This is a genomic window from Caballeronia sp. LZ019 (assembly GCF_031450825.1).
Taxonomy (GTDB): domain Bacteria; phylum Pseudomonadota; class Gammaproteobacteria; order Burkholderiales; family Burkholderiaceae; genus Caballeronia.
On sequence record NZ_JARTVZ010000002.1, the window covers coordinates 47992 to 69376 of the forward strand.

Genomic DNA, 21385 nt, shown 5'->3' on the forward strand with positions numbered 1-21385 from the left:
TGCCTCCATATTTGCAGGGAAAAAGCGGCTCAGGCGCGCGCGCGGCGGTCGCGCAACTGAAGAATCATCGGCGTGAAGATGAGTTGCATCGCCAGTCCCATCTTTCCGCCCGGCACGACGATCACGTTCGGGCGCGACATGAACGAGTCGTGCAGCATCGTGAGCAGATACGGAAAATCGATGCCTCTGGGCTTCGCAAAGCGAATGACGACGAAGCTCTCGTCCGGCTGCGGAATTTCGCGTGCGGTGAACGGATTCGATGTATCCACCGTGGGCACGCGCTGAAAGTTCACGTGCGTGCGCGAGAATTGCGGGCAGATGTAGTTCACGTAGTCGGGCATGCGGCGCAGGATCGTATCGACGACCGCTTCGTGCGAATAGCCGCGCATGGTCTGATCGCGATGCAGCTTCTGAATCCATTCGAGATTGATGATCGGCACCACGCCGACGAGCAGATCGGCATGGCGCGCGATGTTGACCTTGTCCGTGACGGCTGCGCCATGCAGGCCTTCATAGAACATCATGTCGGTATCGGGCGCGATGTCTTCCCACGGCGTGAACGTGCCTGAGTCCTGGCCGAAATGCGCGGCTTCGACTTCATCGTGAATGTAGCGCCGGTACTGACCGCCTCCGCTTTCGCCGTACGCACGGAAGAGGCGTTCGAGTTCTTCGAGCAGGTTCGCTTCGGGCCCGAAGTGGCTGAAGTTGAGGATGCCGTCGCGCTCGCTTTCTTTCATCGCTTCTCGCATCCCGAGGCGGTCATAGCGATGAAAGGCATCGCCTTCGACGATCTGCGCGTTGATGCGCTCGCGCCTAAAAATGTGCGTGAAACTCTTCATGACCGTGGTGGTGCCCGCGCCGCTCGAGCCCGTCACCGCGATGATCGGATGCCTGATTGACATGCGCCTGTCTCCCTATGTCTTTTCGATGCGTTTCACATCGGCGTCTCGGGCAGAAACAAGGATCGCTCGTTGAACAGCGGCGATGTGAAGGGCTTGTCCTCGCCGCGGTCATACTCGCCGTGATAGCGCTGAATGCGCGCCACCTCGTTGCGCGAGCCGAGAATGACGGGCACGCGCTGATGCAGTCCGCGCGGCGTCACATCGAGAATGCGTTCGCGGCCGGTGATCGACAGCCCGCCCGCCTGCTCCACAAGGAAGCTCATCGGATTCGCTTCATACAGCAGCCGCAGGCGCCCTTCCATCTCCGGCGTCTTGAAGTCGCGCGGATACATGAAGACGCCGCCGCGCATCAGAATGCGATGAACCTCCGCGACCATCGACGCAATCCATCGCATGTTGAAGTCCTGCGCGCGGCATCCGGTGCGACCGTCCTTGCACTCCTTCACATAGCGTCGCACGGGCGGCTCCCAGAAGCGTTCATTCGATACGTTGATCGCAAACTCGCACGAATCGTCGGGGATGCAGATGTCCGAATGCGTGAGCACGAAATTGCCGACATCGCGCTCCAGCGTGAAGCCATGCGTGCCGTTGCCGACGGATATGACGAGCATCGTCGATGGCCCGTAGATCGCATAGCCGGCCGCCACCTGTTCGCTTCCCGGCCGAAGAAAGTCCGCTTCGTTCAGTGCGTCGTGCCGCGACGCGCTTCTCCTCAGCACGGAAAAGATGGAGCCGACGACGCCGTTGATATCGATGTTCGAGGAGCCGTCGAGCGGGTCGAATGCAAGCAGATACTCGCCGCGTGGATACGGCTCCGGCACCGCATAGACGCCGTCCATTTCTTCCGACACCATGCCCGCCAGCAAGCCGTCCCATTCGCAATGCTGCAGGAAGATATCGTTGGTCAAGAGGTCGAGTTTCTTTTGCTCTTCGCCGTGCGTGTTGATGCTCTGTGCCGAACCATGCTGCCCGCCGAGCGCACCGCGCGTGAGCGCCGCGGCGATGGTCTTGATCGATGCGGCCACGTCCACCAGCAATGCAGAGAGTCCGATGGCCGCATGCGGGCCGGGCTTGCGATCGAGCGTATCGATCAGGAATTTCGACAACGTCGTGCGTCCGTCCTGCATGGCGTGCTCCTTTCAGGATGGCGATTCGTCGAACACGCGGCTGGCGCGTATGTCGCATGAGTCGAGCCGCATCAGCGCGTTCGCATCGGCGGGACCGCTGCCTCGTTCCGCTGCTGCAAAAAGGCGGTTGGCCTGACGCAGCCGCGCGCGGTCCAGTGCATTGCGCACCGAGCGCGCATTGGCGAAGTTCGGCTGACGGATGCGCCGCGCGAGATACTCTTCGAAGGCACGGCGGGCATCGTCGTCGAAGCGATAATGCATCCCGTCGAGCATTCTCTCAGCGATCCTGACCAATTCGTCAGGCTCGTAATCCGGAAAGACGATGTGATGTGCAATGCGCGAGCGAAAGCCCGGGTTGCTTTGAAAGAACGTCTCCATCCGCGATTCGTAGCCCGCCAGGATCACGACCAGATCGTCGCGCTGGTTTTCCATCGTCTGCAGCAGGATTTCAATGGCCTCTTGCCCGTAATCGCGTTCGTTCTCCGGCCGATACAGGTAATACGCCTCGTCGATGAACAGCACGCCGCCCATCGCGCGCTTCAGCACTTCGCGCGTCTTAGGCGCGGTATGGCCGATGTACTGGCCGACGAGATCGTCGCGCGTCACGGATACGAGCTGATTGCGGCGGATATAGCCGAGCCTGTGCAGCACTTGCGCCATGCGCAGCGCAACCGTGGTCTTGCCTGTGCCGGGATTGCCCGAGAAGCACATATGCAGCGTCGGCGCGCCGCTCGCGATGCCGAGCGTTTCCCGCGCCCGCTCCACGAGCAGATGCGCCGCGATCTCGCGAATGCGCGTCTTCACGGGAGCGAGGCCCACGAGATCGCGGTCCAGCTCCGCGAGCACTTCGCCGATGCGCGACTCACGGTAAAGCGCCATCAGATCGGCGCGCGTTTGCGGCTCTTCTTCGATGATGTCGTCGGCCTGCATGAGCGTTCTCCTTATCGATACCGCTCGCCCGAGGGACGGTCCGTTGCATACGTGCGGATCGAATAACGCTGCACGCGGCTGCGATTGTCCTGCCGTTCGAGCCGGAAACCGTGCTCTTCAGCGGGCCGGTTGACGATGAACGACAGCCGCATCGTTTCGAAGCCGCGCACCGAATCGAACGCATTCACCTTGACGTAGTGCCGCGGAAACGTCTTGCGGCATGCGTTCACTTCCATCATGACGCCGGCGGCATCGTGCAGGTCGAACATCGGCAGGCCCCACATATCCCAGTACGTATTGCGCGGGTGCGGATCGTCGGTATATTCGACAGAGCACGCCCAACCCTGATTCAGTGCGTGGTCGATTTGCGCGGCGATCTCTTCGTCGCTCAACGCGGGCAGGAATGAAAACGTTCCTTGCGTGATATGCATGTCGGCTCCCTTGCTTGTCGTCGAACGTCAGGCCACGGACGGCGTCACCGCGAAATCGGGCGTATCCGTGGAGGCATAGTTGAAGGTCACGTCGCGCCAGGTGTCGAGCGCGAGCTTGAGCGGCGTGCACCAGCGCGCGGCGGCTTCGAGAATGTCGATGCCCTCGTTCACGATGTCGCGTCCTTCGTTGCGCGCCTTCACCATCGTTTCGAGCGCGACGCGATTCGCCGTTGCGCCCGCCTGTATGCCTTGCGGGTGCCCGATGGTGCCGCCGCCGAACTGCAGGATCGCATCGTCGCCGAAGAGGTCGAGCAACTGATGCATCTGCCCTGCGTGAATGCCGCCCGATGCGACCGGCATCACCTTGCGCAAGCCCGCCCACGGTTGATCGAAGAAGATGCCGCGTGGCAGGTCCACGTCGTTGCGCGGCTCGCGGCATACGTTGTAATAGCCCTGCACGGCGAGCGGATCGCCCTCGAGCTTGCCGACCGCCGTTCCCGCATGCGCGTGATCCACGCCCGCCATGCGCAGCCACTTGGCGATCACGCGAAACGAGATGCCGTGATTGCGTTGCCGCGTGTACGTGCCGTGGCCCGCGCGATGCAGATGCAGGATCATGTCGTTCTTGCGGGCCCAGCGTGACATCGACTGAATCGCCGTCCAGCCGATCACGAGGTCGATCATCACGATGCACGAGCCGAGTTCCTTCGCAAATTCGGCACGTTCATACATGTCTTCCATCGTGCCGGCGGTCACGTTCAGATAGTGGCCCTTCACTTCGCCGGTCTCCGCTTCCGCGCGATGCACGCCTTCCATCGCAAACAGATAGCGGTCGCGCCAGTGCATGAACGCCTGCGAATTGATGTTCTCGTCGTCCTTCAGAAAATCGAGGCCGCCCTTGAGCCCTTCATAAACCACGCGTCCATAGTTCTTTCCGGACAACCCGAGCTTCGGCTTGACCGTGGCGCCGAGCAGCGGCCTGCCGTACTTGTCGAGCCTTTCACGCTCCACGACGATGCCGGTGGGCGGCCCCTGAAACGTCTTCAGATAGGCCACCGGAATACGCATGTCCTCGAGCCTCAGCGCCTTGAGCGGCTTGAAGCCGAACACATTGCCGATGATCGATGCCGTCAGGTTCGCCACCGACCCTTCCTCGAAGAGATCCAGCTCATAGGCGATATAAGCGAAGTATTGCGGCTCGTCGGCGCGCGCATTCGGCACCGGATCGACGCGATACGCCTTCGCGCGATACATGTCGCATGCGGTGAGGCGGTCGGTCCAGACGACGGTCCACGTCGCAGTTGACGACTCGCCCGCGACAGCCGCCGCCGCTTCCTCCGGCTCGACGCCCGCTTGTGGCGTGATGCGGAATAGCGCGATGATGTCCGTCTCTTTCGGCGTGTAATCGGGCTGCCAGTAACCCATCTCGCGATACTTCATCACGCCGGCCGCATAGCGTGATCGGGGATCGGCGGGATTGCGCGCCGCCTCGACGGCAGCCTTGCTGAAGTCGTTCATTCCGTTTCCTTTACGAGGGGAAGATAGGAACGACGCGTCTGAAACATCGGCGACCGTCGCGTTGGTGTTGCGCCTTGCTGTGAATGCAGAGTAGGCGCGCGCCCGGCGCTTGGGAATTCACGAATTTCTTGCGAGGGGCTAAGCGATCCCTTATCGAACGTCACGCGCACGGACGGGACACTTTGCTGCGTTTCCGTCACAATGCGAAAGCGCCGAACGTTTCGCGGCCTTTGGCATGCGGCTTGCAACGCTTGCGCGGCGAACGCCGTCCGTATGACGGGCGGCGCTGCCGCACGAACCTCGTCAAGGAGAAACAAGCCATGCAATGGACCACGCCGAGCTTTACCGACATGCGTTTCGGCTTTGAAATCACGATGTATATCGCCACACGCTAAAGCGGATAAGCCCGCACGAAGATGCATCGATGAAAGTCTTCGTGCGGCATCGAATTCGATCATGATCTACGAGACCATCGTGACGACCGCGGCCCGCGACGGGCGTCCGCATATCGCGCCGATGGGTGTGCGCTTCGAAGATGAGCGCGCGATTCTCGCGCCGTTTCGCCCTTCCACGACGCTCGACAACATCGTCGCGACAAAAAGCGCCGTCATCAATCTCACGACGGACGTGCGCGTCTTTGCAGGCTGCGTGACCGGCGTTCAGCGCGACTGGCCCACGCTCCCGGCCACGATGGTTCCGAGCGTGCGTCTGGCGAATGCGCTCGCTCATATCGAACTGCGCCTCGCCGATATCCGCGACGATGAAACGCGTCCCGTATTGCATATGGAATGCGTGCATCGTGAAACGCATGCGCCGTTTCCCGGCTTCAATCGCGCGCAGGCGGCCATCGTCGAGGGCGCGATTCTCGTGAGCCGCCTGTTCATGTTGCCGCCCGAGAAAGTGGATAGCGAGATTGCCTATCTGCGCATCGCGGTTGACAAGACAGCGGGCGACGACGAACGCACTGCATGGAACTGGCTCTTGCAAGCCATCGAAGCACATCGCGCCAAGGCGCTTCATCCGTAACACATCTCCCTGGAGTTCGACGATGACCGCATTGCTCGCGAGTGTCCGCTCGGCCGATGAGGCATTCGATGCCGTGCACGCAGGCGCCGAACTGATCGATCTGAAGGAACCGCATGCGGGCGCGCTCGGCGGCGTTGCATTGAAGGACATCGCGTTCATCGTGCGTGCGTTGCGCGCGCGGTACGCGGTCCGGCCGATCAGCGCGACGATCGGCGATCTGCCGAACGATGCCCTCGATGAAATGACGCATCGCGTGCTCGACGTCGCGGCGACGGGCGTCGATTATGTAAAGGTCGGCGTCGCGCCGGGCGAGCACGCGGCCGATTGCCTGCGTCATCTTGCCGGGCTGCCGGCGGCTGTCGTGCCGGTGTTGCTGTCGGATGAAGGCGTGGACCGCGAGCTTGCCGCGCTCGCTGCGCAACTCGGCTTCGTCGGCATCGTGTTCGATACGGCGAACAAGGACGGCCGCACGCTGTTCGATTGCGTTGACATGGCGGCGCTTTCGGACTGCATGGCGCAAGCGCGCTCTCGCGGCGCAATGACGGCGCTTGCCGGTTCGCTCGGCTGGTCCGATCTCGAGAAGATTCGCGCGCTCGCACCGGACATTGCAGGCTTCAGAGGCGCGCTATGCGATGAACGCGACGGGCGCACCGGCCGGCTCGATCCCTCGCGCGTGCAGAGGTGGGCGCGCGCCCTGCACGGCGAGCGCGTTGCAGTTCATGCCTGAAATCACGCCTGAAACGCGAGCAGCCTGTCCCTCATGCGCGATGCATCGCCCTTGCTGAACACTTCGACGAGATAGTTCGCGTCGCGCACGTAAGAAGTAAAACGCCTGTTGACGACGCCACTCGCCGCAAGCATGTCGAGGGGCGCTTGTGCTTCCACGTCGCATGATTTCACGAGCATGAGACGCTCGGCGTTGAGCGTCGTGGATAGCCATGCAGCGAGACTGTCGGACGTGGTGTCCCAGTTGGTCATCGAATCGGATGTCGTACGCATGAGGTCGGTGGGTACCCACACGGCCACGCGGCCATCGCGCAATGCGCGCCGGATGCGCTCCTCATTCGACGCCAGCACGAGATCGGGCACGATGCCTTGCATGAGGATCGCGTATTGCGCCATTGCGAGCAGGCACATGTTGTGGGCCGCGAGATCATCGAAGCGCCATTCGCGCTGATACTGCCGCACCGCATCCGCGAAATCGCCGCCGCCCGGCACGATCACCACGCGCCCGCCGCCCACTTCCCATAGCCGCATCAGCCATTCGCGCAGCGCCGGATCGTGACTCAGGCTTCCCCCGATCTTGACCACCCACATGGTCTTATCCTCGTTCGAGATTCGTTGTTGTCGCGATCGACGGCGACGATGCGAGCAACGCGACCGCCACGCTCGGCGCACACGTCGAAACCCATTCGGCGCGCTCGTCATCCGCATTCGATATGCCCGCCAGGCGCGCGAAGTCGATGTAGCCGCGCGCTTCCTGCCGAGCAAGCGCTTCCGCGAGAAAGCGTCCGCATCCCGCGCCGACGATGGGCGCAGCCGTCAGCGATGCATGCTGCGCGCATACACGCACAAGGCTCGCTTCGAGCGTGCGCAATTGCTCATGCCGCCACGCAAGCGCGAAGCGCCGCCATTCGTCGGCGCTTGCATCCCCGGCATCGCGTCCGATCATTCTCGCGATGCGCGCACGGCTTGCAACTTCGGTCTTGGGTCCGTTGTCGGCGCTCGGATGCTGGTCGTGGGCGTCCCACAACTCGCCTGTCAGACGATAGACATCCGCTGTCGTTGCGAACCACTCGTTCATCACGCCGGTGCTTTCGCCACGAAACACAATGCGATGCGCGACGCCGCATAGCGGCGTTCGCACGACGCCCTGATACACGAGTTCACCGCTTGCGAGACGCTGCGCATCGTTCATGCCGCGTGCGGCGATGCGGCCATCGATGATCGGAATGATGTCGGTGGTCGTGCTGCCGATATCGACGAGCAGCGCATGAGGCACGCGCGTCGCGACCCATTGCGCCGTTGCGAGCCAGTTCGCCGATGCGACCTTGCGCCAGCCATCGGCACATGCGGATCGCGCGAGCCAGTTCGATTCGCCGCCGTAGAACATCGTGCGCGGGCCGAGCCGCTGCGCGAGCGTGCGTGCGAGTGTTCGCACGCCTTCTGCGCGGTCCGCAAAGAGGTTGACCATCTCGCCGGTCATGGTGACGGCGTGGCGCGCGGATGCATGGGCTGCAGAGGGCCAGCGTTCGAACGCACATTCGATCACGCGTTCCAGATGCGGGATGCCTTGCCACAACGGACACGCCCATTGCGCGACATCGACGAGCGCGCCCCTGCTCGCCATCGACACCTTCACGTGCGCGCCGCCCACGTCCCAGCCGAATACCGGCGCATTGCCGCTCTGCGCCGTCACGTCGATGCTCCGACTGCGCGAACGCGCGTGTCATCGTGTGCGAAGGCTGACACACCATGCGCCGCGAGCAATTGCGCCGCCAGATTGCGCTTCTTGCTGATCGCCGCGTAGGCCACGGTGAGGCGCGGATTGACTTCGATCACCACGGGACCGCGCGCGTCATTCCAGACGACATCGATGCCCGCGAAACCGCGCAGCCCCGGCAATGCATCTGCGACGCGCGTGGCAAGCCGCTCGAGCGTGCGCCCCTGGATGCTGGCGCGGTCGATGTAGTCGGCATCGACGCCATCGAATTCAACGATGCGTTCGCTGCGATTCGATTGCGTGTCGCCGCTCATGCCGATGCGCTGCCGGTTGATCGACACGAGTCGTGCGCCTGCATCGTCGCAGATGATGGACAGGCTGAGCGGTTCGCCATCGATCCATTGCTGCAGAACAGGATTGCGTCCCGCAGCCGCGCGCGCTTCGTATTCTTTCAGCGCGGCGTCGAGGTTGCGATAGACGTACGTATCGAGACCGCCTGCGCCGTCGTCGGGCTTGACGACCCACTGGTCTGCATCGGGCAAGGCGGCCTGTTCCGGTTCGAGGGCGGGCGTCGTCGCGATGCCGTGCGATTCGAGGCACGCCGCTGTCGCGCTCTTGCTGGACGCCACGCGTATGGCTTCTTTTGCGCAGCCGAGCCAGCGTGTTGCGCCGACGGCATCGTAGAGGCGCAACAGCAGGCCGTCGCATTCCGGTGCGACGACGAGTGCGTAATCGTGCTCTCGCGCCATGCGGGATACGAACTGGGTGATGGCTTCTCCTTCTTGCGCGCGTCGATGCGAATAGCGATCATCGATCTGTTCGAAGCTCGAACTGGCGATGGTCACGTCGATGCCGGGCAGCGCGCGCAGATCGGATGCGATGGCATCGCGCATCACGCGGCCTTCGACGATCAGTGCGCTCAGGTCGGCGAGACTGCCTGGGCTGGCGACATCCGGATCGATGCCGCCTCCGGTGAGATACTCGAAAACGAATAGTTTGATCAAAGGAAGGCCATCCATGCAGGTGATACCGGTTCTCGATCTGCTCGACGGTCAGGTGGTGCGTGCGGAGCGCGGCGAGCGTTCGCGCTACCGGCCCATCCGGTCTTCGCTGTGTGCGACGAGCGAGCCGGTCGATGTTGCGCGCGCGTTGCTTCGCGCGACGGGTTCTCGCACGTTGTATGTGGCGGATCTCGGCGCGATCCTTGGGCGCGGTGCGCACTTCGGTGCGCTTGCTGCGCTTCGTGCTGCACTGGGCCGGGATGTTTCGATCTGGCTCGATGCAGGGTTCAGCGACTTCGCATCGGTGCGGGCGATGTTCGGGGTTTGCGATTCGGGCGCATCGCTGGTGCCGGTGTTCGGCACTGAGAGTCTTGTCGATGCCGGGGCCTTTCTCGATGCTGCGGCGTTGGGATATGAGCCTGTGCTTTCGCTCGATTATCACGGCGGGCGGCCGCTGGGCGCGCTTCATGGCGATAGCGCTTGCTGGCCGGCGCGTGTCATCGTCATGACGCTGGATCACGTTGGGGCTCGTGCGGGGCCGGACCTCGATACGCTCCGCGCCGTGCGGACGATGGCAGGTCAGCGGCTCCTCTTCGGCGCAGGCGGCGTCAGGCATCGCGATGATCTCGCGCAGGCTTGTCGTGCGGGCGCGCACGGGTGGCTTGTTGGGTCGGCAGTTCATGAGCTGGCGCTTGGGCTTTCTTCCTTCGCCTGAACTCAATATCTATGCCATCAGTCTGGGGTTGCTTGGTGCGCTCGTTGCCGCGGTTCTACTGTTGCAGCAGGTGACAGTGTGTTGCGTTTCGGGAGCATTTGTTTGTTTGCTGGCTTGCTGGCTTGCTCGCTGGCTTGCTTTCTTGCTTGCTTGCTTGCTTGCGGGGAGCTTGTATTCGTGTCGGTCTATTAGCGCGCCCCTCCCCGGGGCGGGGGTCACTTTCTTTGCCGCTGCAAAGAAAGTAACCAAAGAAAGCAGCTTTTCTTTCGAACCGCACAATGCACTAACTTGCGCGGCCACTTCGTAGAACATCGGTGGCTCTCAGCTTGACAAAGCCTTGAATCACCTTCCACGCCCACTGACTACTTACGTCCTCCGAGCCCCTTGGCTCGACAAAACCAATCGTTCGCCATGACCCCCAGCGCCAATCGACGAATGACATCAATAAGCTTTGCGCGATCGGGTCACCCACGTTGCAAGCGCATCGCTGTCTCGTCGCTCTCCGCTGCCTTTGCCTTTGCCTTTGCCTTTGCCTTTGCCTTTGCCTTTGTCGTTCGGTCCTGCGGGGTGGTGTGTAGCGCGTAGTGCGCGTTGGGTGTTAACGAGCCAAGGGGCTCGGAGGACGTGAATAGTCAGTGGGCGTGGAGGGTGATTCAGGGCTTTGTCAAGCTGAGAGCCACCGATGTTCTACGAAGTGGCCACGCAAGTTAGTGCATTGTGCGGTTCGAAAGAAAAGCTGCTTTCTTTGGTTACTTTCTTTGCATGGGACCAGAGTAAGGCGCTAAAGCGCCAACTCTGGTTCGACAGCCAAGAAAGTGACCCCCGCCCCGGGGAGGGGCGCACTAATAGACCGACACGAATACAAGCTCCCAGAAAAACAACACCGCCCCAAGCGCGAGCGAAAACCCCAAACGGCATAGACCTTGCTCGAACGTAGCTCACTATGCCCACGCCACCTCTCGAAGCGCCAGCACAAAAGACGTGCCCCTTCTGCCCACTGCTATGCGAAGACATCGTGCTGACTGCAAGTCTGGAAGCACCGAACACGACATGTCCGCGTCTAGCGCAATCCCTCGCCGCATTCAACATCGACGACGAAGGAACCAAACCGCAGATCAATGGCAAAAGCACCGATCTGCCAACAGCCCTGTCAGAAGCCTCGAGAATCCTGGAACAATCGCGACGTCCACTCTTCGCCGGCATGGCGACCGACATCACCGGCGCACGCGCGCTCTATGAACTCGCCGCACACACCGGCGCCATCCTCGACCACATGCACGGCGATGCGCTCGCCGCCAGCACGCTCGCGCTTCAAGACCGAGGCGCATTCTTCACGACGCTCTCGGAAATCCGCTCGCGCGCCGATCTCATCGTGATCATCGCGTGCGAACCATCTCGCCGCTATCCGCGCTTCTACGAGCGCGTACTGAACCTCAGGCACAACACCGATATCGTCTTCGTAGGATGCAACCCCGATCCAGCCGCAAGCGCCCACGCGAAAGCAATACTCCAGGACGCCGATACATTCGACATCCTCGCGCTCTGGTCAGCGCTGACGGAACGCCGCAACGCCCACACACCAACCGCTCAAGCACTCCAGACGCTGCACGAACGCATCCAGACCGCCCACTACACCGCCTTCATCTACGAACCCGCCACGTTGCCCGCTCCACACGCAGCCCTCGCAATCGAAGCAATCAACCGCATCGTCAAGACAATCAACCACACCGCGCGCGCAGGCGCACTCGCGCTGACCGGGGACGACGGCGCACTGTCAGTCAACCAGGCCGTCACATGGCTATCGGGCTTTCCGTTGAGAACCCGTATCGCATACGGCCTGCCGCTCGACCACGATCCGCACCGCTATCGCACCGAGGATTTATTGCGCCGCAAGGAAACCGATGCATTGCTATGGATTTCCAGCTTCGGCCCCGAACCGCTGCCTCCATCGCTCACCGACGACGTGCCCGCCATCGTCCTCGGCCATCCGGGGACGACAGTCGATGCACGTAAAGCAACCACCGTGTTCATCCCCGTCGCAACGCCCGGCATCGATAGCAACGGCCACCTGTTTCGCGTCGATGCATCCGTTGTGGTGCCGCTCGCCGCTGCACGCGACACGGCGTTGCCCACCGTGGCTTCGATCGCAAGCGAATTGATTCGCGCAAGGAGGCCGTGATGACCCTGACGCGCATCAGAGGCGGTACCGTCTACGATCCGACTAACGGCATCGATGGCGTCCGGCGCGATATCACGATTCGCGATGGCCGCATCGTTGACGACGCGCAAAGCGAACGCATTCCGCCTGAACGCGACTTCGACGCGAACGGGATGATCGTGATGGCGGGCGGCATCGATCTGCATTCGCACATCGGCGGCGGCAAGACCAATCTGTCGCGCCTGCTGTTGCCGGAAGATCATCGCAACGACACGCGCGCCGAGACGAGCAAGCCCGACGAAGGCCGCTATATGCGTCTGCCTTCTTGCGGAACATGCGCGCCCGGCACGCTTGCCACCGGCTATCGCTATGCCGAAATGGGCTACACCGCCGCGTTCGAACCGGCGATGGTGGCATCGAACGCACGCCATACACACCTCGAAATGGGCGACACGCCGATCATCGATCACGGCGCCTACGTGATGATGGGCAACGACGAACTCTTCCTGCAAATGCTCGCAGCCAGGGAAGACTTCGAGCGCATGCGCGATTACGTCGGCTGGACCATCGACGCCAACAAGGCGCTCGGCGTCAAAGTCGTGAATCCTGGCGGCATCTCCGCATTCAAGTTCAATCAGCGTTCGCTCGACCTCGACGAAGCACACGTGCATTACGGCATCACGCCGCGCGACGTGCTACGAACCTTGACGCGCGCGCTAAACGAGCTGCGCGTGCCGCATCCGTTGCATGTCCATGCAAGCAATCTCGGCGTGCCGGGCAATGTGCAATCGACCATAGCGACGATGGACGCATCCGACGGGCTGCCTATCCATCTCACGCATATTCAGTTTCATAGCTATGGGACCGAAGGCCCGCTCAAGTTCTCATCCGGCGCACGCGCGATTGCGGAAGCGGTGAACGCGCGGCCCAACGTGACGATCGATGTCGGGCAGATCATCTTCGGCCAGACCGTCTCCGCATCCGGCGACACGATGATGCAGTTCCGCAACGCGCCACTGGCACGCCCGCGCAAATGGATTCTCGGCGATATCGAATGCGACGGCGGATGCGGCGTCGTGCCGTTTCGCTATCGCGAGCAGAGCTTCGTCAATGCGCTGCAGTGGATCATCGGACTCGAAATCTTTCTGCTGGTCGATGATCCCTGGCGCGTATCGATGACGACGGATCATCCGAATGGCGGGCCATTCACCAGTTATCCGCATCTGATACGCCTGCTGATGGACAAGTCGTTTCGCGACGAACAACTCGGCAAGCTGCACGCCGATGCAAGAACCGCAAGCGTGCTGGGCGAGATCACGCGCGAACTCTCTCTTTTTGAAATTGCCATCATCACGCGCGCGGGTCCCGCACGTCTGCTCGGTCTCGCCGATCGCGGACACCTCGGCGCGGGCGCGGCGGCGGATATCGCGGTGTATCGCGAAGGCGCGGATCGCGAGCGCATGTTCACATCGCCCGCATTCGTGTTCAAAGACGGCGAACTCATTGCGCGCGACGGCGTCCTGGTCAAGACGCCGACGGGCGGCATTCACTACGTGAAGCCCGACTACGACCGCGCAATCGAACAGCGCGTGCGCGACTACACGCATGCCAACCTCGCGGGAAGGTTCGAGAACATCGCTATCGGCGATGACGAGCTATGCGCGGTCTGCAACGGCGGCAAGCTGTTGCCCGTCGCATGCGAACGACAATGACCACCATGCGCATCAACGACACCGAGATCGACGACACCTTCGCCGAAGCCTTCCCGATGAAGGCGACGCGTCTGATCATCACCGCGCATACCCCGACATGGGCGCGTCATGCCGCCAATTCGCTGACAGGCTTCGCCACGTCCGTCATCGATTGCGGATGCGAGGCCGGCATCGAACGCGATCTGGACGGCGATGAAACGCCCGATGGAAGACCGGGCATATCGGTGCTGATCTTCGCCGTGTCGTCTAAAGAACTCGCCAGGCAAATTGCGCGGCGCGTCGGGCAATGCGTGTTGACATGCCCGACGACGGCCGTCTATGGCGGCATTGATCCATTCAACAGTCGCGCGCCGCTCTCCGACAATGCACCGCTCGGCGCGGGCCTGCGTTTCTTCGGCGATGGCTTTCAGATATCTAAAGTGCTTGGTCCGACACGCTATTGGCGTGTGCCTGTGATGGACGGCGAATTCCTTTGCGAAGAATTCACGGCGACCGTCAAGGCAGTGGGCGGCGGCAACCTGTTGTTTCTTGCGCGCGATATCGACAGTGCGCTACAGGCGGCCGAAGCCGCCGTTGCCGCGATGCACAAGCTGCCCAACGTCATCACGCCATTTCCGGGCGGCGTCGTTCGGTCGGGATCGAAAATCGGATCGAAATACAAAGGCGCGACCGCATCCACGAACGATGCGTTTTGTCCCACGCTCGTCGGCTTGTCGAGGAAAAGCGAACTCACTCCGGAAGTGGCGTGCGTGCTCGAAATCGTGATCGACGGTCTCACCGATGCCGACGTCGGCGCCGCAATGACAGCGGGAATCGCGGCGGCAACGGCAATCGGACGCACCGGCGGCGTGTTGCGCATTTCGGCAGGAAACTATGGCGGCAAACTCGGGCCTTATCACTTCAGGCTGCATGAATTGTCGGCGGATGTTGCGGGAGCACGCGTATGAATGCCATTACGTTGCGCGTAAAAAATGCGCCCGGCTTTCGCGTTGATGCGTCCAAATTACTCCCTCAGACGTTAGCGCAAATGTCGCCTGCGGAACTGGACCGGATGTCTTTGCAGGGCGACGGCGACATGTGCGCGCTAAGCGATCTCTTCGATATCGCACAAACCGATGCAGCCGATGTCTCGCTTGCCATCGAAGGCGATGCCGCATGGCTCGATCGCCTTGGCGCATCGCTAACGGCAGGCACGCTTACGGTTCGCGGAAACGCGGGCGACTACGCGGGCATCGGCATGACAGGCGGCAAACTGTCGATCGAAGGCAACGCGGGCCGCTTCACCGCATGTGAAATGCAAGGCGGACGTATCGACGTATCCGGTCATGTCGGCGACTTCGCGGCCAGCGCGCTGCCCGGCAACATGGAAGGCATGAGCGGCGGCGTGCTCGCCGTTCGCGGCGATGCGGGCGCGCGCCTTGCAGACCGCATGCGACGCGGCACCATATTGATCGGCGGAAACGCGGGAGATTTCGCCGCATCACGCATCGTGGCGGGCACGGTCTGCGTCGCGGGACAAACGGGCGCACACCTCGGCTATGGCATGCGGCGCGGCACGGTCGTACTATTGAGGAACCCGTCACGCATCGGGCCGACATTCACGCAAGGCGGACAAGGCTTCGATGTCTTCTGGCTTTTGCTTGCACGGATGCTCGCTAAAGAATTCGGCCCTTTTTCAACGCTTGAGCAAAGGGCTTTGCCCAGGCGCTACGCCGGCGATCTTGCCGTAGACGGACGGGGGGAATTGCTGATCGCCAATTCATGAAACGACGATAACAATGGACTCTCTATCCGGCGCAAAGATGCCCTTTCGCGAAGGAGGCATGCCATGACCGCAGTGGGCACCCGGCCCGCGACGCCCGACCGTTCGACGGTGGCCAACGAGCGCTTCGCCCGGCCGCTCATCGCGCTGCACTGGATCATCGGTATCGCGATCATCGCGATGCTGTGCATCGGCTTCTATATGGTAGGCCTGCCGCGCGGGCTGCCGTTCAAGTTGACCGTCATCAACTTCCATAAATCACTCGGCTTGACAATTTTCCTGCTGGTGCTGATCCGCATCCTGGTACGCCTGGCCTATGGCCGGCCGCCTCTGCCGCCGATGGGAGCGTGGCAACGCGCCGCCGCGAGCACCACGCAGGGTCTTTTATATGTGGGCATGATCGCGATGCCGCTGACCGGCTATCTCGGTTCGTCGTTCAACAAGTACGGCACGCGCTTCTGGGGCGTGCTTCTGCCACAATGGGGATCGGACGACAAAGCAATGCGCGAGCTGTTCTTCGGAATTCATGGCTTCATCGCCTGGACGCTCGTTGCGTTGATCGCGCTTCACTTCCTTGGCGCAATGAAGCATCAGCTCATCGACAAAGACGGGCTCTTGAGGAGAATGTGGCCATGACGTATTCGTGCGAGACCCCGCGATGAAAATTCGCGTGCTGGGCTCATCGGCAGGCGGCGGATTTCCGCAATGGAACTGCAACTGCCGCAATTGCGACGGCGTGCGCCGCGGTGTCATTGCCGCGCGTGCGAGAACGCAGTCGTCGATTGCGGTCAGTGACAATGGCGAAGACTGGCTGCTCGTCAACGCATCGCCCGACATACTCGCGCAGATCGCGGCGAACCCGGAATTGCAGCCCGCGCGCCGTGTGCGCGATACGGGCATCGCCGCCGTCATCACGATGGACGCGCAGATCGATCACGTCACGGGTCTCTTGATGCTGCGCGAACGCGGCACGCCGCTACCGCTTTATACGACCGATGCGGTATGGCAGGACTTGTTGACAGGCTTTCCGATTACATCGATCCTCTCGCATTACTGCGGTGTCGAGCACCGCCGCATCGCGCTCGATGGCGCCGCGTTCAGCGTGCCTGAATTGCCGCGCGTAAGCATCCATGCGCTGCCGCTTTCCAGCAAGGCGCCGCCCTATTCGCCGCATCGCGAAGCGCCGGAAGTGGGCGACAACATCGGCCTCATGTTCACGAACGATGCAACCGGCAAGCGCGCGTTCTATGCGCCGGGCCTCGGCGCACTCGAACCGCATGTCGTCGAGGCAATGCAGAAGGCCGACCTGTTGCTCGTCGATGGCACGGTATGGACCGACGACGAAATGATCCGTCTCGGCCTGACCAAGAAGACCGGCGCCGATATGGGACATCTCGCGCAAAGCGGGCCGGGCGGCATGATCGAAGTGCTGGATTCGATCGGCCGCGCGGACGTGCGCAAGGTGCTCATTCATATCAACAACACGAACCCTATCCTGATCGAAGACGGACCCGAAAGGCGCATGCTGTCGGAGCATGGCATCGAAGTCGCGCACGACGGAATGAGTTTCGAGCTATGACATCGCGGAGAATCATTGAATGAGTGGCAACGCTTTCACGCCGATGCTGAACCCCACGACCGGCCCGGTGTTCACTGCACTAAAAGAGCCCGGCCCCGCGTGGACGCGCGCGGAGTTCGAGGAACAACTGCGCGCGAAGGGCACGGCGTATCACATTCATCATCCGTTCAACGTGAAGATGAATAGCGGCGGATGCTCGCGCGAGCAGATACGCGGCTGGGTCGCGAACCGCTTCTACTATCAGATCAACATTCCGCTGAAAGACGCTGCGGTCATGTCCAATTGCCCCGACCGCGAAACGCGCCGCCGCTGGGTGCTGCGCATTCTCGATCACGATGGTTACGACGATCAGCCGGGCGGCATCGAAGCATGGGCGCGTCTCGGCGATGCTGTCGGCCTTTCTCGCGACGATCTCTGGTCGCTCCGGTTCGTGACGCCGGGCGTGCGCTTCGCCGTGGATGCGTACGTGAATTTCGCTCGGCGCGCGCCGTGGCAGGAATCGGTTTGCTCGTCGCTAACGGAAATGTTCGCGCCGCAGATTCACAAGGACCGGCTCTCCACGTGGCCTGCGCATTACACGTGGATCGAACCCGAAGGACTCGCTTATTTCCGCTCGCGCGTTTCGCTTGCGCAGCGGGATGTCGAACATGGTCTCGAAGTCACACTCGCGCATTTCACGACGCGCGAACAACAGCAACGCGCGCTCGACATTCTGCAATTCAAGCTGGATATCCTCTGGACCATGCTCGATTCAATCGAAAAGGCGTTCCCGGCATGAGCGACACGAATCCGACTCAGCGCATGAACGAAGCCGTCGAAGCACCGGACGATGCCTTGCGTCCGAAGCTCAAGCGTCTCTTTCGGCTGCAATGGGAACCGGCGCAAGACGCGCATGTGCTGCTGTACCCTGAAGGCATGGTGAAGCTCAATCAAAGCGCTGCGCAAATTCTGCTTCGTTGCGATGGCACGCGGGACATCCCCGCGCTCGTCGCCGATCTGGAACAGGCGTTCAGCGCATCGGGCATCGGCGACGATGTGCGCGCGTTCATCGCCGGTGCGCGTGCGCGTGGCTGGCTAGAGTGAAAAGGTGCGAGCATGACCGATCTCTCCGAACCCATCGCGAAGACCGAGCACGAAGGAACGCCCATTGCGCCGCCCTTGTGGCTGCTCGCGGAACTGACGTATCGCTGTCCGCTGCATTGCGTGTTCTGCTACAACCCGGTGAATTACACGGACCACTCGCGCGAACTCGATACCGCGCAATGGCTCGACGTATTGCGTCAGGCGCGTGAGTTGGGAGCCGCGCAACTGGGCTTTTCCGGCGGCGAGCCGCTCTTGCGCGACGATCTCGAAACCCTCGTCGGTGAAGCGCGGAAGCTCGGCTTCTATACGAACCTCATTACGTCAGGCATCGGGCTGACGGACAAGCGCCTTGGCGCGCTCAAGGAAGCCGGCCTAGATCACATCCAGCTCTCGTTTCAGGACTCCACGCAGGAGCTCAACGACTTCTTGTCGAGCACGAAGACGTTCGATCTCAAGAAGCGCGTCGCGAATCTCATCAAGGCGCACGACTTTCCGATGGTGCTCAATTGCGTCCTGCACCGCTATAACCTGCCGCATATCGGACGCATCATCGACATGGCGCTTGCGATGGGCGCTGAATATCTGGAACTCGCGAACACGCAGTATTACGGCTGGGCACATGCGAACCGCGCGCAACTCATGCCGACCGCCGAGCAGTTGCAGGAAGCGGAAGCCGTAGTCGAACGCTATCGCAAGGAAATCGGCGACAAGTGCAAGATATTCTTCGTCGTGCCTGACTATTACGAGCGCCGGCCCAAGCGCTGCATGAACGGATGGGGTTCGGTGTTTCTCGGAATCGCGCCCGACGGCGCGGCGTTGCCTTGCCATACCGCGCGCTCGCTTCCGGGCCTTACGTTTCCCAATGTCACCGATACGCCGCTCAGGGACATCTGGTACGAGAGCGATGCGTTCAACCGCTTTCGCGGTTTCGGCTGGATGAAAGAGCCATGCCGCAGTTGCGATGAGAAAGCGATCGACCTCGGCGGATGCCGCTGTCAGGCTTATCTGCTGACACAAGATCCGGCGAACGCGGACCCTGTCTGCGACAAGTCCGCGCATCATGAGCGAGTCATCGAAGTGGTGCGTGCGGCCTCGACGCGACAGGAACCGCAGGAACAGCCCATCGTCTTTCGTAACGATGCGAACGCGCGGCGTTTTGCGTCACTGCATCGAACCGATGGATCGGAAGGCGCAGAGTGATACCCATGAACGCCGATATCTCCGTGCTGCTCGTAGACGATCACGCCGTTGTGCGTGAAGGCTACAAGCGTCTGCTCGAACTGAGCCCCGATGTCAGCGTCGCGGGTGAAGCGGCGGATGCCGCGCAGGCTTATCAGAAGTTTTGCGCGTTGCAGCCGGATGTCGTCGTCATGGACCTTGCGTTGCCGGGCGCAAGCGGCATTGAAGCGATGCGTCGCATGCTCTCGCGCGAACCGCATGCAAGCGTGCTGATCTTCAGCGTGCACGAGGAAGCGATATTCGTGCGCCGTGCGCTCGATGCCGGCGCGCGCGGTTATGTCACGAAGGCGAGCGCGCCCGATGTGCTCGTCGAAGCGGTGCGCTCGGTTGCGCGTCGCGCTCGTTATCTCAGCCCGGACATTTCCCAAGCGCTTGCATTGCGCGCGACCATTCAGAAAGGGCCGCCCGGAAGACAATTATCGGCGCGTGAGTTCGAAGTGCTGCGTTTGCTCGTGCAAGGCTATACGCTGCCGAGCATCGCAGAGAAACTCGGCCTGAGTCAGAAGACCGTGGCTAATCATCAATCGGTGATACGGCAGAAATTCGGCGCGGATAACGGCGTGCAGCTCGCGCAGATTGCCAACCGCCTGGGGCTTCATTTCTCCGACTTCACCGGCGCACCGGATGCCCCTTCGTTCGGCGCGCTCGGCAGCGGCCGTCCCGCCTGAACGGGTACGCGCGCGCAGACCAGAAAGCCGTGACCCGGACTGCTCGCGATATGAAACTCGCCGCCCAGCGCTTCCACGCGCTCGCGCATGCCGACGAGTCCGAGCCCCTTGCGCGGGATCGACAGATCGATGCCGGGACCATCGTCCGCGATCGTCACGACGACCTCGCCCGAGCCTTGGTTCGTTTGCGGCGTACGCACCAGATAGATTTCGACGCGTGATGCACGCGCGAACTTCGACACGTTCGTCAGCCCTTCCTGCACGAGCCGATAAAGCGCGATGTTGAGCACATCGCTCAGATGTTCGAAATCGCCCTCTACCGTCAGCGTGAATTCCGCTTGCGGCAAGCGCTCGCGCCAGCCTTCGATGCAATGCTCCAGGGCTGTGGGCAAGCCGAATTCATCGAGGCCGATGGGTCTTAGCTTGCGAATCAAGCCACCGATTTCGCGGTACACGTGCGTTGCGCTCTGCATCAGTGCTAAAGCGAGCCGATGTACTTCGGGCTCGCGTTCAGCGGACAGATCACGGATGCGTGCTGCATCGAGCGATATCGCGTTGAGGTACTGACCCAGTTCATCGTGCAATTCGCGGGCTAAATGACGGCGTTCTGCTTCCTGCGCGGTAATGGCCTGATTGGCAAGCCGCCGGTTTTCCGCGAGCAGATGTTCCGCTTCCTTTTCGAGCGCCCGGCTTCGGCGCACTTCGCGGCGCGCGTCCTTATAGCGCCGCCATGCGAACCATGCAAAGCCTAGCGCGAGCACGAAGAGAGTCGCAGGAAGTTCATCGAGTTGGAAACGCTCCGCACTGCGCGTCCAGCGATAGGTGAATTCGCTGAAGTCGATCAGCGCAAAGCCGGCGCCCGCGATGATGGTCATCGCGAGCACGCAGGCGAGATCGCGCGACGCAGTGGATTGCGTGGCGCGGCGTGAAGCATCTTCGGCGAGAGAGGACAAGGATTCGGATGGCATCGCGGAATCCATTTTAAGCACGCCCGGCTCGCGCGATGGCGCATGCACATGACGTTTGGGAACCCTTCCCTGCCCGATCGGGAAAAGCTCCCGGTGCGCGCGCGGAGTGTTGTGCGACTCTTT

General features: G+C 61.8%; 23 protein-coding genes. 14 read left to right on the forward strand and 9 right to left on the reverse strand.

The window, feature by feature from the left end:
• Positions 1 to 29: 29 nt before the first annotated feature.
• The 5 genes from P9255_RS03245 to P9255_RS03265 are packed head-to-tail and all read right to left on the reverse strand — an operon-like array spanning position 30 to position 4908.
• A complete protein-coding gene (locus tag P9255_RS03245; RefSeq protein WP_309789147.1) occupies positions 30 to 902 on the reverse strand; it encodes a phosphoribulokinase in 873 nt (290 codons plus the stop codon).
• 32 nt (positions 903 to 934) lie between these two features.
• On the reverse strand, positions 935 to 2029 hold the full coding sequence (locus P9255_RS03250) for a class 1 fructose-bisphosphatase (protein WP_309766704.1): 1095 nt from the start codon (positions 2027 to 2029) through the stop codon (positions 935 to 937).
• Positions 2030 to 2041: 12 nt separating this feature from the next.
• On the reverse strand, positions 2042 to 2959 hold the full coding sequence (gene cbbX, locus P9255_RS03255) for a CbbX protein (RefSeq protein ID WP_309766706.1): 918 nt from the start codon (positions 2957 to 2959) through the stop codon (positions 2042 to 2044).
• 11 nt (positions 2960 to 2970) lie between these two features.
• The gene (locus P9255_RS03260) at positions 2971 to 3390 is read right to left on the reverse strand and encodes a ribulose bisphosphate carboxylase small subunit (protein ID WP_309766708.1); all 420 of its coding nucleotides are present in this window, start codon (positions 3388 to 3390) and stop codon (positions 2971 to 2973) included.
• 27 nt (positions 3391 to 3417) lie between these two features.
• Positions 3418 to 4908 (reverse strand): form I ribulose bisphosphate carboxylase large subunit, encoded by a 1491-nt coding sequence (locus P9255_RS03265; protein WP_309766710.1) that lies wholly within the window; start codon positions 4906 to 4908, stop codon positions 3418 to 3420.
• Between the two features lie 320 nt (positions 4909 to 5228).
• Here P9255_RS03265 and pqqA point away from each other — a divergent pair, with 320 nt between their 5' ends.
• The 3 genes from pqqA (at position 5229) to P9255_RS03280 (ending at position 6661) form a co-directional block, all read left to right on the forward strand.
• Positions 5229 to 5303 (forward strand): pyrroloquinoline quinone precursor peptide PqqA, encoded by a 75-nt coding sequence (gene pqqA / locus P9255_RS03270; RefSeq protein WP_008354335.1) that lies wholly within the window; start codon positions 5229 to 5231, stop codon positions 5301 to 5303.
• A gap of 61 nt (positions 5304 to 5364) precedes the next feature.
• Positions 5365 to 5934 carry a DUF447 domain-containing protein gene (locus P9255_RS03275; protein ID WP_309766711.1) on the forward strand — a complete coding sequence of 190 codons (570 nt, stop codon included), beginning with the start codon at positions 5365 to 5367 and terminating at the stop codon, positions 5932 to 5934.
• Positions 5935 to 5956: 22 nt separating this feature from the next.
• On the forward strand, positions 5957 to 6661 hold the full coding sequence (locus P9255_RS03280) for a (5-formylfuran-3-yl)methyl phosphate synthase (protein ID WP_309766712.1): 705 nt from the start codon (positions 5957 to 5959) through the stop codon (positions 6659 to 6661).
• Positions 6662 to 6663: 2 nt separating this feature from the next.
• Here the strand turns inward: P9255_RS03280 and P9255_RS03285 are convergent, their stop codons facing one another.
• Genes P9255_RS03285 through P9255_RS03295 form a run of 3 tightly spaced genes read right to left on the reverse strand, consistent with a single transcriptional unit; the run spans position 6664 to position 9381 of the window.
• Positions 6664 to 7251, reverse strand: coding sequence for an aspartate kinase (locus P9255_RS03285; RefSeq protein ID WP_309789148.1), 588 nt, complete (start codon positions 7249 to 7251; stop codon positions 6664 to 6666).
• Positions 7252 to 7255: 4 nt separating this feature from the next.
• Entirely contained in the window at positions 7256 to 8353 is a 1098-nt protein-coding gene (locus tag P9255_RS03290) for a hydantoinase/oxoprolinase family protein (RefSeq protein WP_309789149.1), read from the reverse strand.
• Positions 8350 to 9381, reverse strand: a complete 1032-nt coding sequence (locus tag P9255_RS03295; protein ID WP_309766717.1) for an ATP-grasp domain-containing protein — start codon at positions 9379 to 9381, stop codon at positions 8350 to 8352. The genes P9255_RS03290 and P9255_RS03295 overlap by 4 nt, the downstream gene beginning before the upstream one ends.
• 13 nt (positions 9382 to 9394) lie before the next feature.
• Between P9255_RS03295 and P9255_RS03300 the strand changes: the two genes are divergently transcribed.
• The 11 genes from P9255_RS03300 to P9255_RS03350 all read left to right on the forward strand — a co-directional run bounded on the left by P9255_RS03300 (position 9395) and on the right by P9255_RS03350 (position 20294).
• Positions 9395 to 10093 carry a HisA/HisF-related TIM barrel protein gene (locus tag P9255_RS03300; protein ID WP_309766718.1) on the forward strand — a complete coding sequence of 233 codons (699 nt, stop codon included), beginning with the start codon at positions 9395 to 9397 and terminating at the stop codon, positions 10091 to 10093.
• A gap of 943 nt (positions 10094 to 11036) precedes the next feature.
• On the forward strand, positions 11037 to 12272 hold the full coding sequence (locus P9255_RS03305; RefSeq protein WP_309789150.1) for a formylmethanofuran dehydrogenase: 1236 nt from the start codon (positions 11037 to 11039) through the stop codon (positions 12270 to 12272).
• Positions 12272 to 13963 (forward strand): formylmethanofuran dehydrogenase subunit A, encoded by a 1692-nt coding sequence (locus P9255_RS03310; protein ID WP_309789151.1) that lies wholly within the window; start codon positions 12272 to 12274, stop codon positions 13961 to 13963. The genes P9255_RS03305 and P9255_RS03310 overlap by 1 nt, the downstream gene beginning before the upstream one ends.
• 5 nt (positions 13964 to 13968) lie before the next feature.
• The gene (fhcD, locus tag P9255_RS03315) at positions 13969 to 14910 is read left to right on the forward strand and encodes a formylmethanofuran--tetrahydromethanopterin N-formyltransferase (RefSeq protein WP_309766844.1); all 942 of its coding nucleotides are present in this window, start codon (positions 13969 to 13971) and stop codon (positions 14908 to 14910) included.
• Positions 14907 to 15728 (forward strand): formylmethanofuran dehydrogenase subunit C, encoded by an 822-nt coding sequence (locus tag P9255_RS03320; RefSeq protein ID WP_309766723.1) that lies wholly within the window; start codon positions 14907 to 14909, stop codon positions 15726 to 15728. Before fhcD ends, P9255_RS03320 begins: the two co-directional genes overlap by 4 nt.
• Positions 15729 to 15791: 63 nt before the next feature.
• The gene (locus tag P9255_RS03325; protein WP_309789152.1) at positions 15792 to 16361 is read left to right on the forward strand and encodes a cytochrome b; all 570 of its coding nucleotides are present in this window, start codon (positions 15792 to 15794) and stop codon (positions 16359 to 16361) included.
• Between the two features lie 22 nt (positions 16362 to 16383).
• Positions 16384 to 17304, forward strand: coding sequence for a pyrroloquinoline quinone biosynthesis protein PqqB (gene pqqB, locus P9255_RS03330; RefSeq protein ID WP_309789153.1), 921 nt, complete (start codon positions 16384 to 16386; stop codon positions 17302 to 17304).
• A gap of 43 nt (positions 17305 to 17347) precedes the next feature.
• Positions 17348 to 18082 (forward strand): pyrroloquinoline-quinone synthase PqqC, encoded by a 735-nt coding sequence (gene pqqC / locus P9255_RS03335; RefSeq protein ID WP_309766845.1) that lies wholly within the window; start codon positions 17348 to 17350, stop codon positions 18080 to 18082.
• Between the two features lie 23 nt (positions 18083 to 18105).
• Positions 18106 to 18387, forward strand: a complete 282-nt coding sequence (gene pqqD / locus P9255_RS03340; RefSeq protein WP_309766847.1) for a pyrroloquinoline quinone biosynthesis peptide chaperone PqqD — start codon at positions 18106 to 18108, stop codon at positions 18385 to 18387.
• A gap of 12 nt (positions 18388 to 18399) precedes the next feature.
• Entirely contained in the window at positions 18400 to 19587 is a 1188-nt protein-coding gene (pqqE, locus tag P9255_RS03345) for a pyrroloquinoline quinone biosynthesis protein PqqE (protein WP_309789154.1), read from the forward strand.
• A 5-nt stretch (positions 19588 to 19592) separates the two neighbouring features.
• Positions 19593 to 20294, forward strand: coding sequence for a response regulator transcription factor (locus P9255_RS03350; RefSeq protein WP_309766730.1), 702 nt, complete (start codon positions 19593 to 19595; stop codon positions 20292 to 20294).
• Here P9255_RS03350 and P9255_RS03355 read toward each other — a convergent pair.
• Positions 20222 to 21262, reverse strand: coding sequence for an ATP-binding protein (locus P9255_RS03355; RefSeq protein WP_309766731.1), 1041 nt, complete (start codon positions 21260 to 21262; stop codon positions 20222 to 20224). The genes P9255_RS03350 and P9255_RS03355 overlap by 73 nt on opposite strands.
• Positions 21263 to 21385 lie beyond the last annotated feature (123 nt).

Excerpts from the sequence above, each read along its gene's own strand:
- P9255_RS03250 (WP_309766704.1), bottom strand. The coding sequence starts at position 2,029 with ATGCAGGACGGACGCACGACGTTGTCGAAATTCCTGATCGATACGCTC.
- P9255_RS03310 (WP_309789151.1), top strand. The coding sequence starts at position 12,272 with ATGACCCTGACGCGCATCAGAGGCGGTACCGTCTACGATCCGACTAAC.
- pqqE (WP_309789154.1), top strand. The coding sequence starts at position 18,400 with ATGACCGATCTCTCCGAACCCATCGCGAAGACCGAGCACGAAGGAACG.
- P9255_RS03325 (WP_309789152.1), top strand. The coding sequence starts at position 15,792 with ATGACCGCAGTGGGCACCCGGCCCGCGACGCCCGACCGTTCGACGGTG.
- P9255_RS03300 (WP_309766718.1), top strand. The coding sequence starts at position 9,395 with ATGCAGGTGATACCGGTTCTCGATCTGCTCGACGGTCAGGTGGTGCGT.
- pqqD (WP_309766847.1), top strand. The coding sequence starts at position 18,106 with ATGAACGAAGCCGTCGAAGCACCGGACGATGCCTTGCGTCCGAAGCTC.
- P9255_RS03355 (WP_309766731.1), bottom strand. The coding sequence starts at position 21,262 with ATGCCATCCGAATCCTTGTCCTCTCTCGCCGAAGATGCTTCACGCCGC.
- P9255_RS03320 (WP_309766723.1), top strand. The coding sequence starts at position 14,907 with ATGAATGCCATTACGTTGCGCGTAAAAAATGCGCCCGGCTTTCGCGTT.
- P9255_RS03350 (WP_309766730.1), top strand. The coding sequence starts at position 19,593 with ATGAACGCCGATATCTCCGTGCTGCTCGTAGACGATCACGCCGTTGTG.
- P9255_RS03305 (WP_309789150.1), top strand. The coding sequence starts at position 11,037 with ATGCCCACGCCACCTCTCGAAGCGCCAGCACAAAAGACGTGCCCCTTC.
- pqqB (WP_309789153.1), top strand. The coding sequence starts at position 16,384 with ATGAAAATTCGCGTGCTGGGCTCATCGGCAGGCGGCGGATTTCCGCAA.
- P9255_RS03265 (WP_309766710.1), bottom strand. The coding sequence starts at position 4,908 with ATGAACGACTTCAGCAAGGCTGCCGTCGAGGCGGCGCGCAATCCCGCC.
- P9255_RS03275 (WP_309766711.1), top strand. The coding sequence starts at position 5,365 with ATGATCTACGAGACCATCGTGACGACCGCGGCCCGCGACGGGCGTCCG.
- cbbX (WP_309766706.1), bottom strand. The coding sequence starts at position 2,959 with ATGCAGGCCGACGACATCATCGAAGAAGAGCCGCAAACGCGCGCCGAT.
- fhcD (WP_309766844.1), top strand. The coding sequence starts at position 13,969 with ATGCGCATCAACGACACCGAGATCGACGACACCTTCGCCGAAGCCTTC.
- P9255_RS03245 (WP_309789147.1), bottom strand. The coding sequence starts at position 902 with ATGTCAATCAGGCATCCGATCATCGCGGTGACGGGCTCGAGCGGCGCG.
- pqqC (WP_309766845.1), top strand. The coding sequence starts at position 17,348 with ATGCTGAACCCCACGACCGGCCCGGTGTTCACTGCACTAAAAGAGCCC.
- P9255_RS03280 (WP_309766712.1), top strand. The coding sequence starts at position 5,957 with ATGACCGCATTGCTCGCGAGTGTCCGCTCGGCCGATGAGGCATTCGAT.
- P9255_RS03260 (WP_309766708.1), bottom strand. The coding sequence starts at position 3,390 with ATGCATATCACGCAAGGAACGTTTTCATTCCTGCCCGCGTTGAGCGAC.
- P9255_RS03285 (WP_309789148.1), bottom strand. The coding sequence starts at position 7,251 with ATGTGGGTGGTCAAGATCGGGGGAAGCCTGAGTCACGATCCGGCGCTG.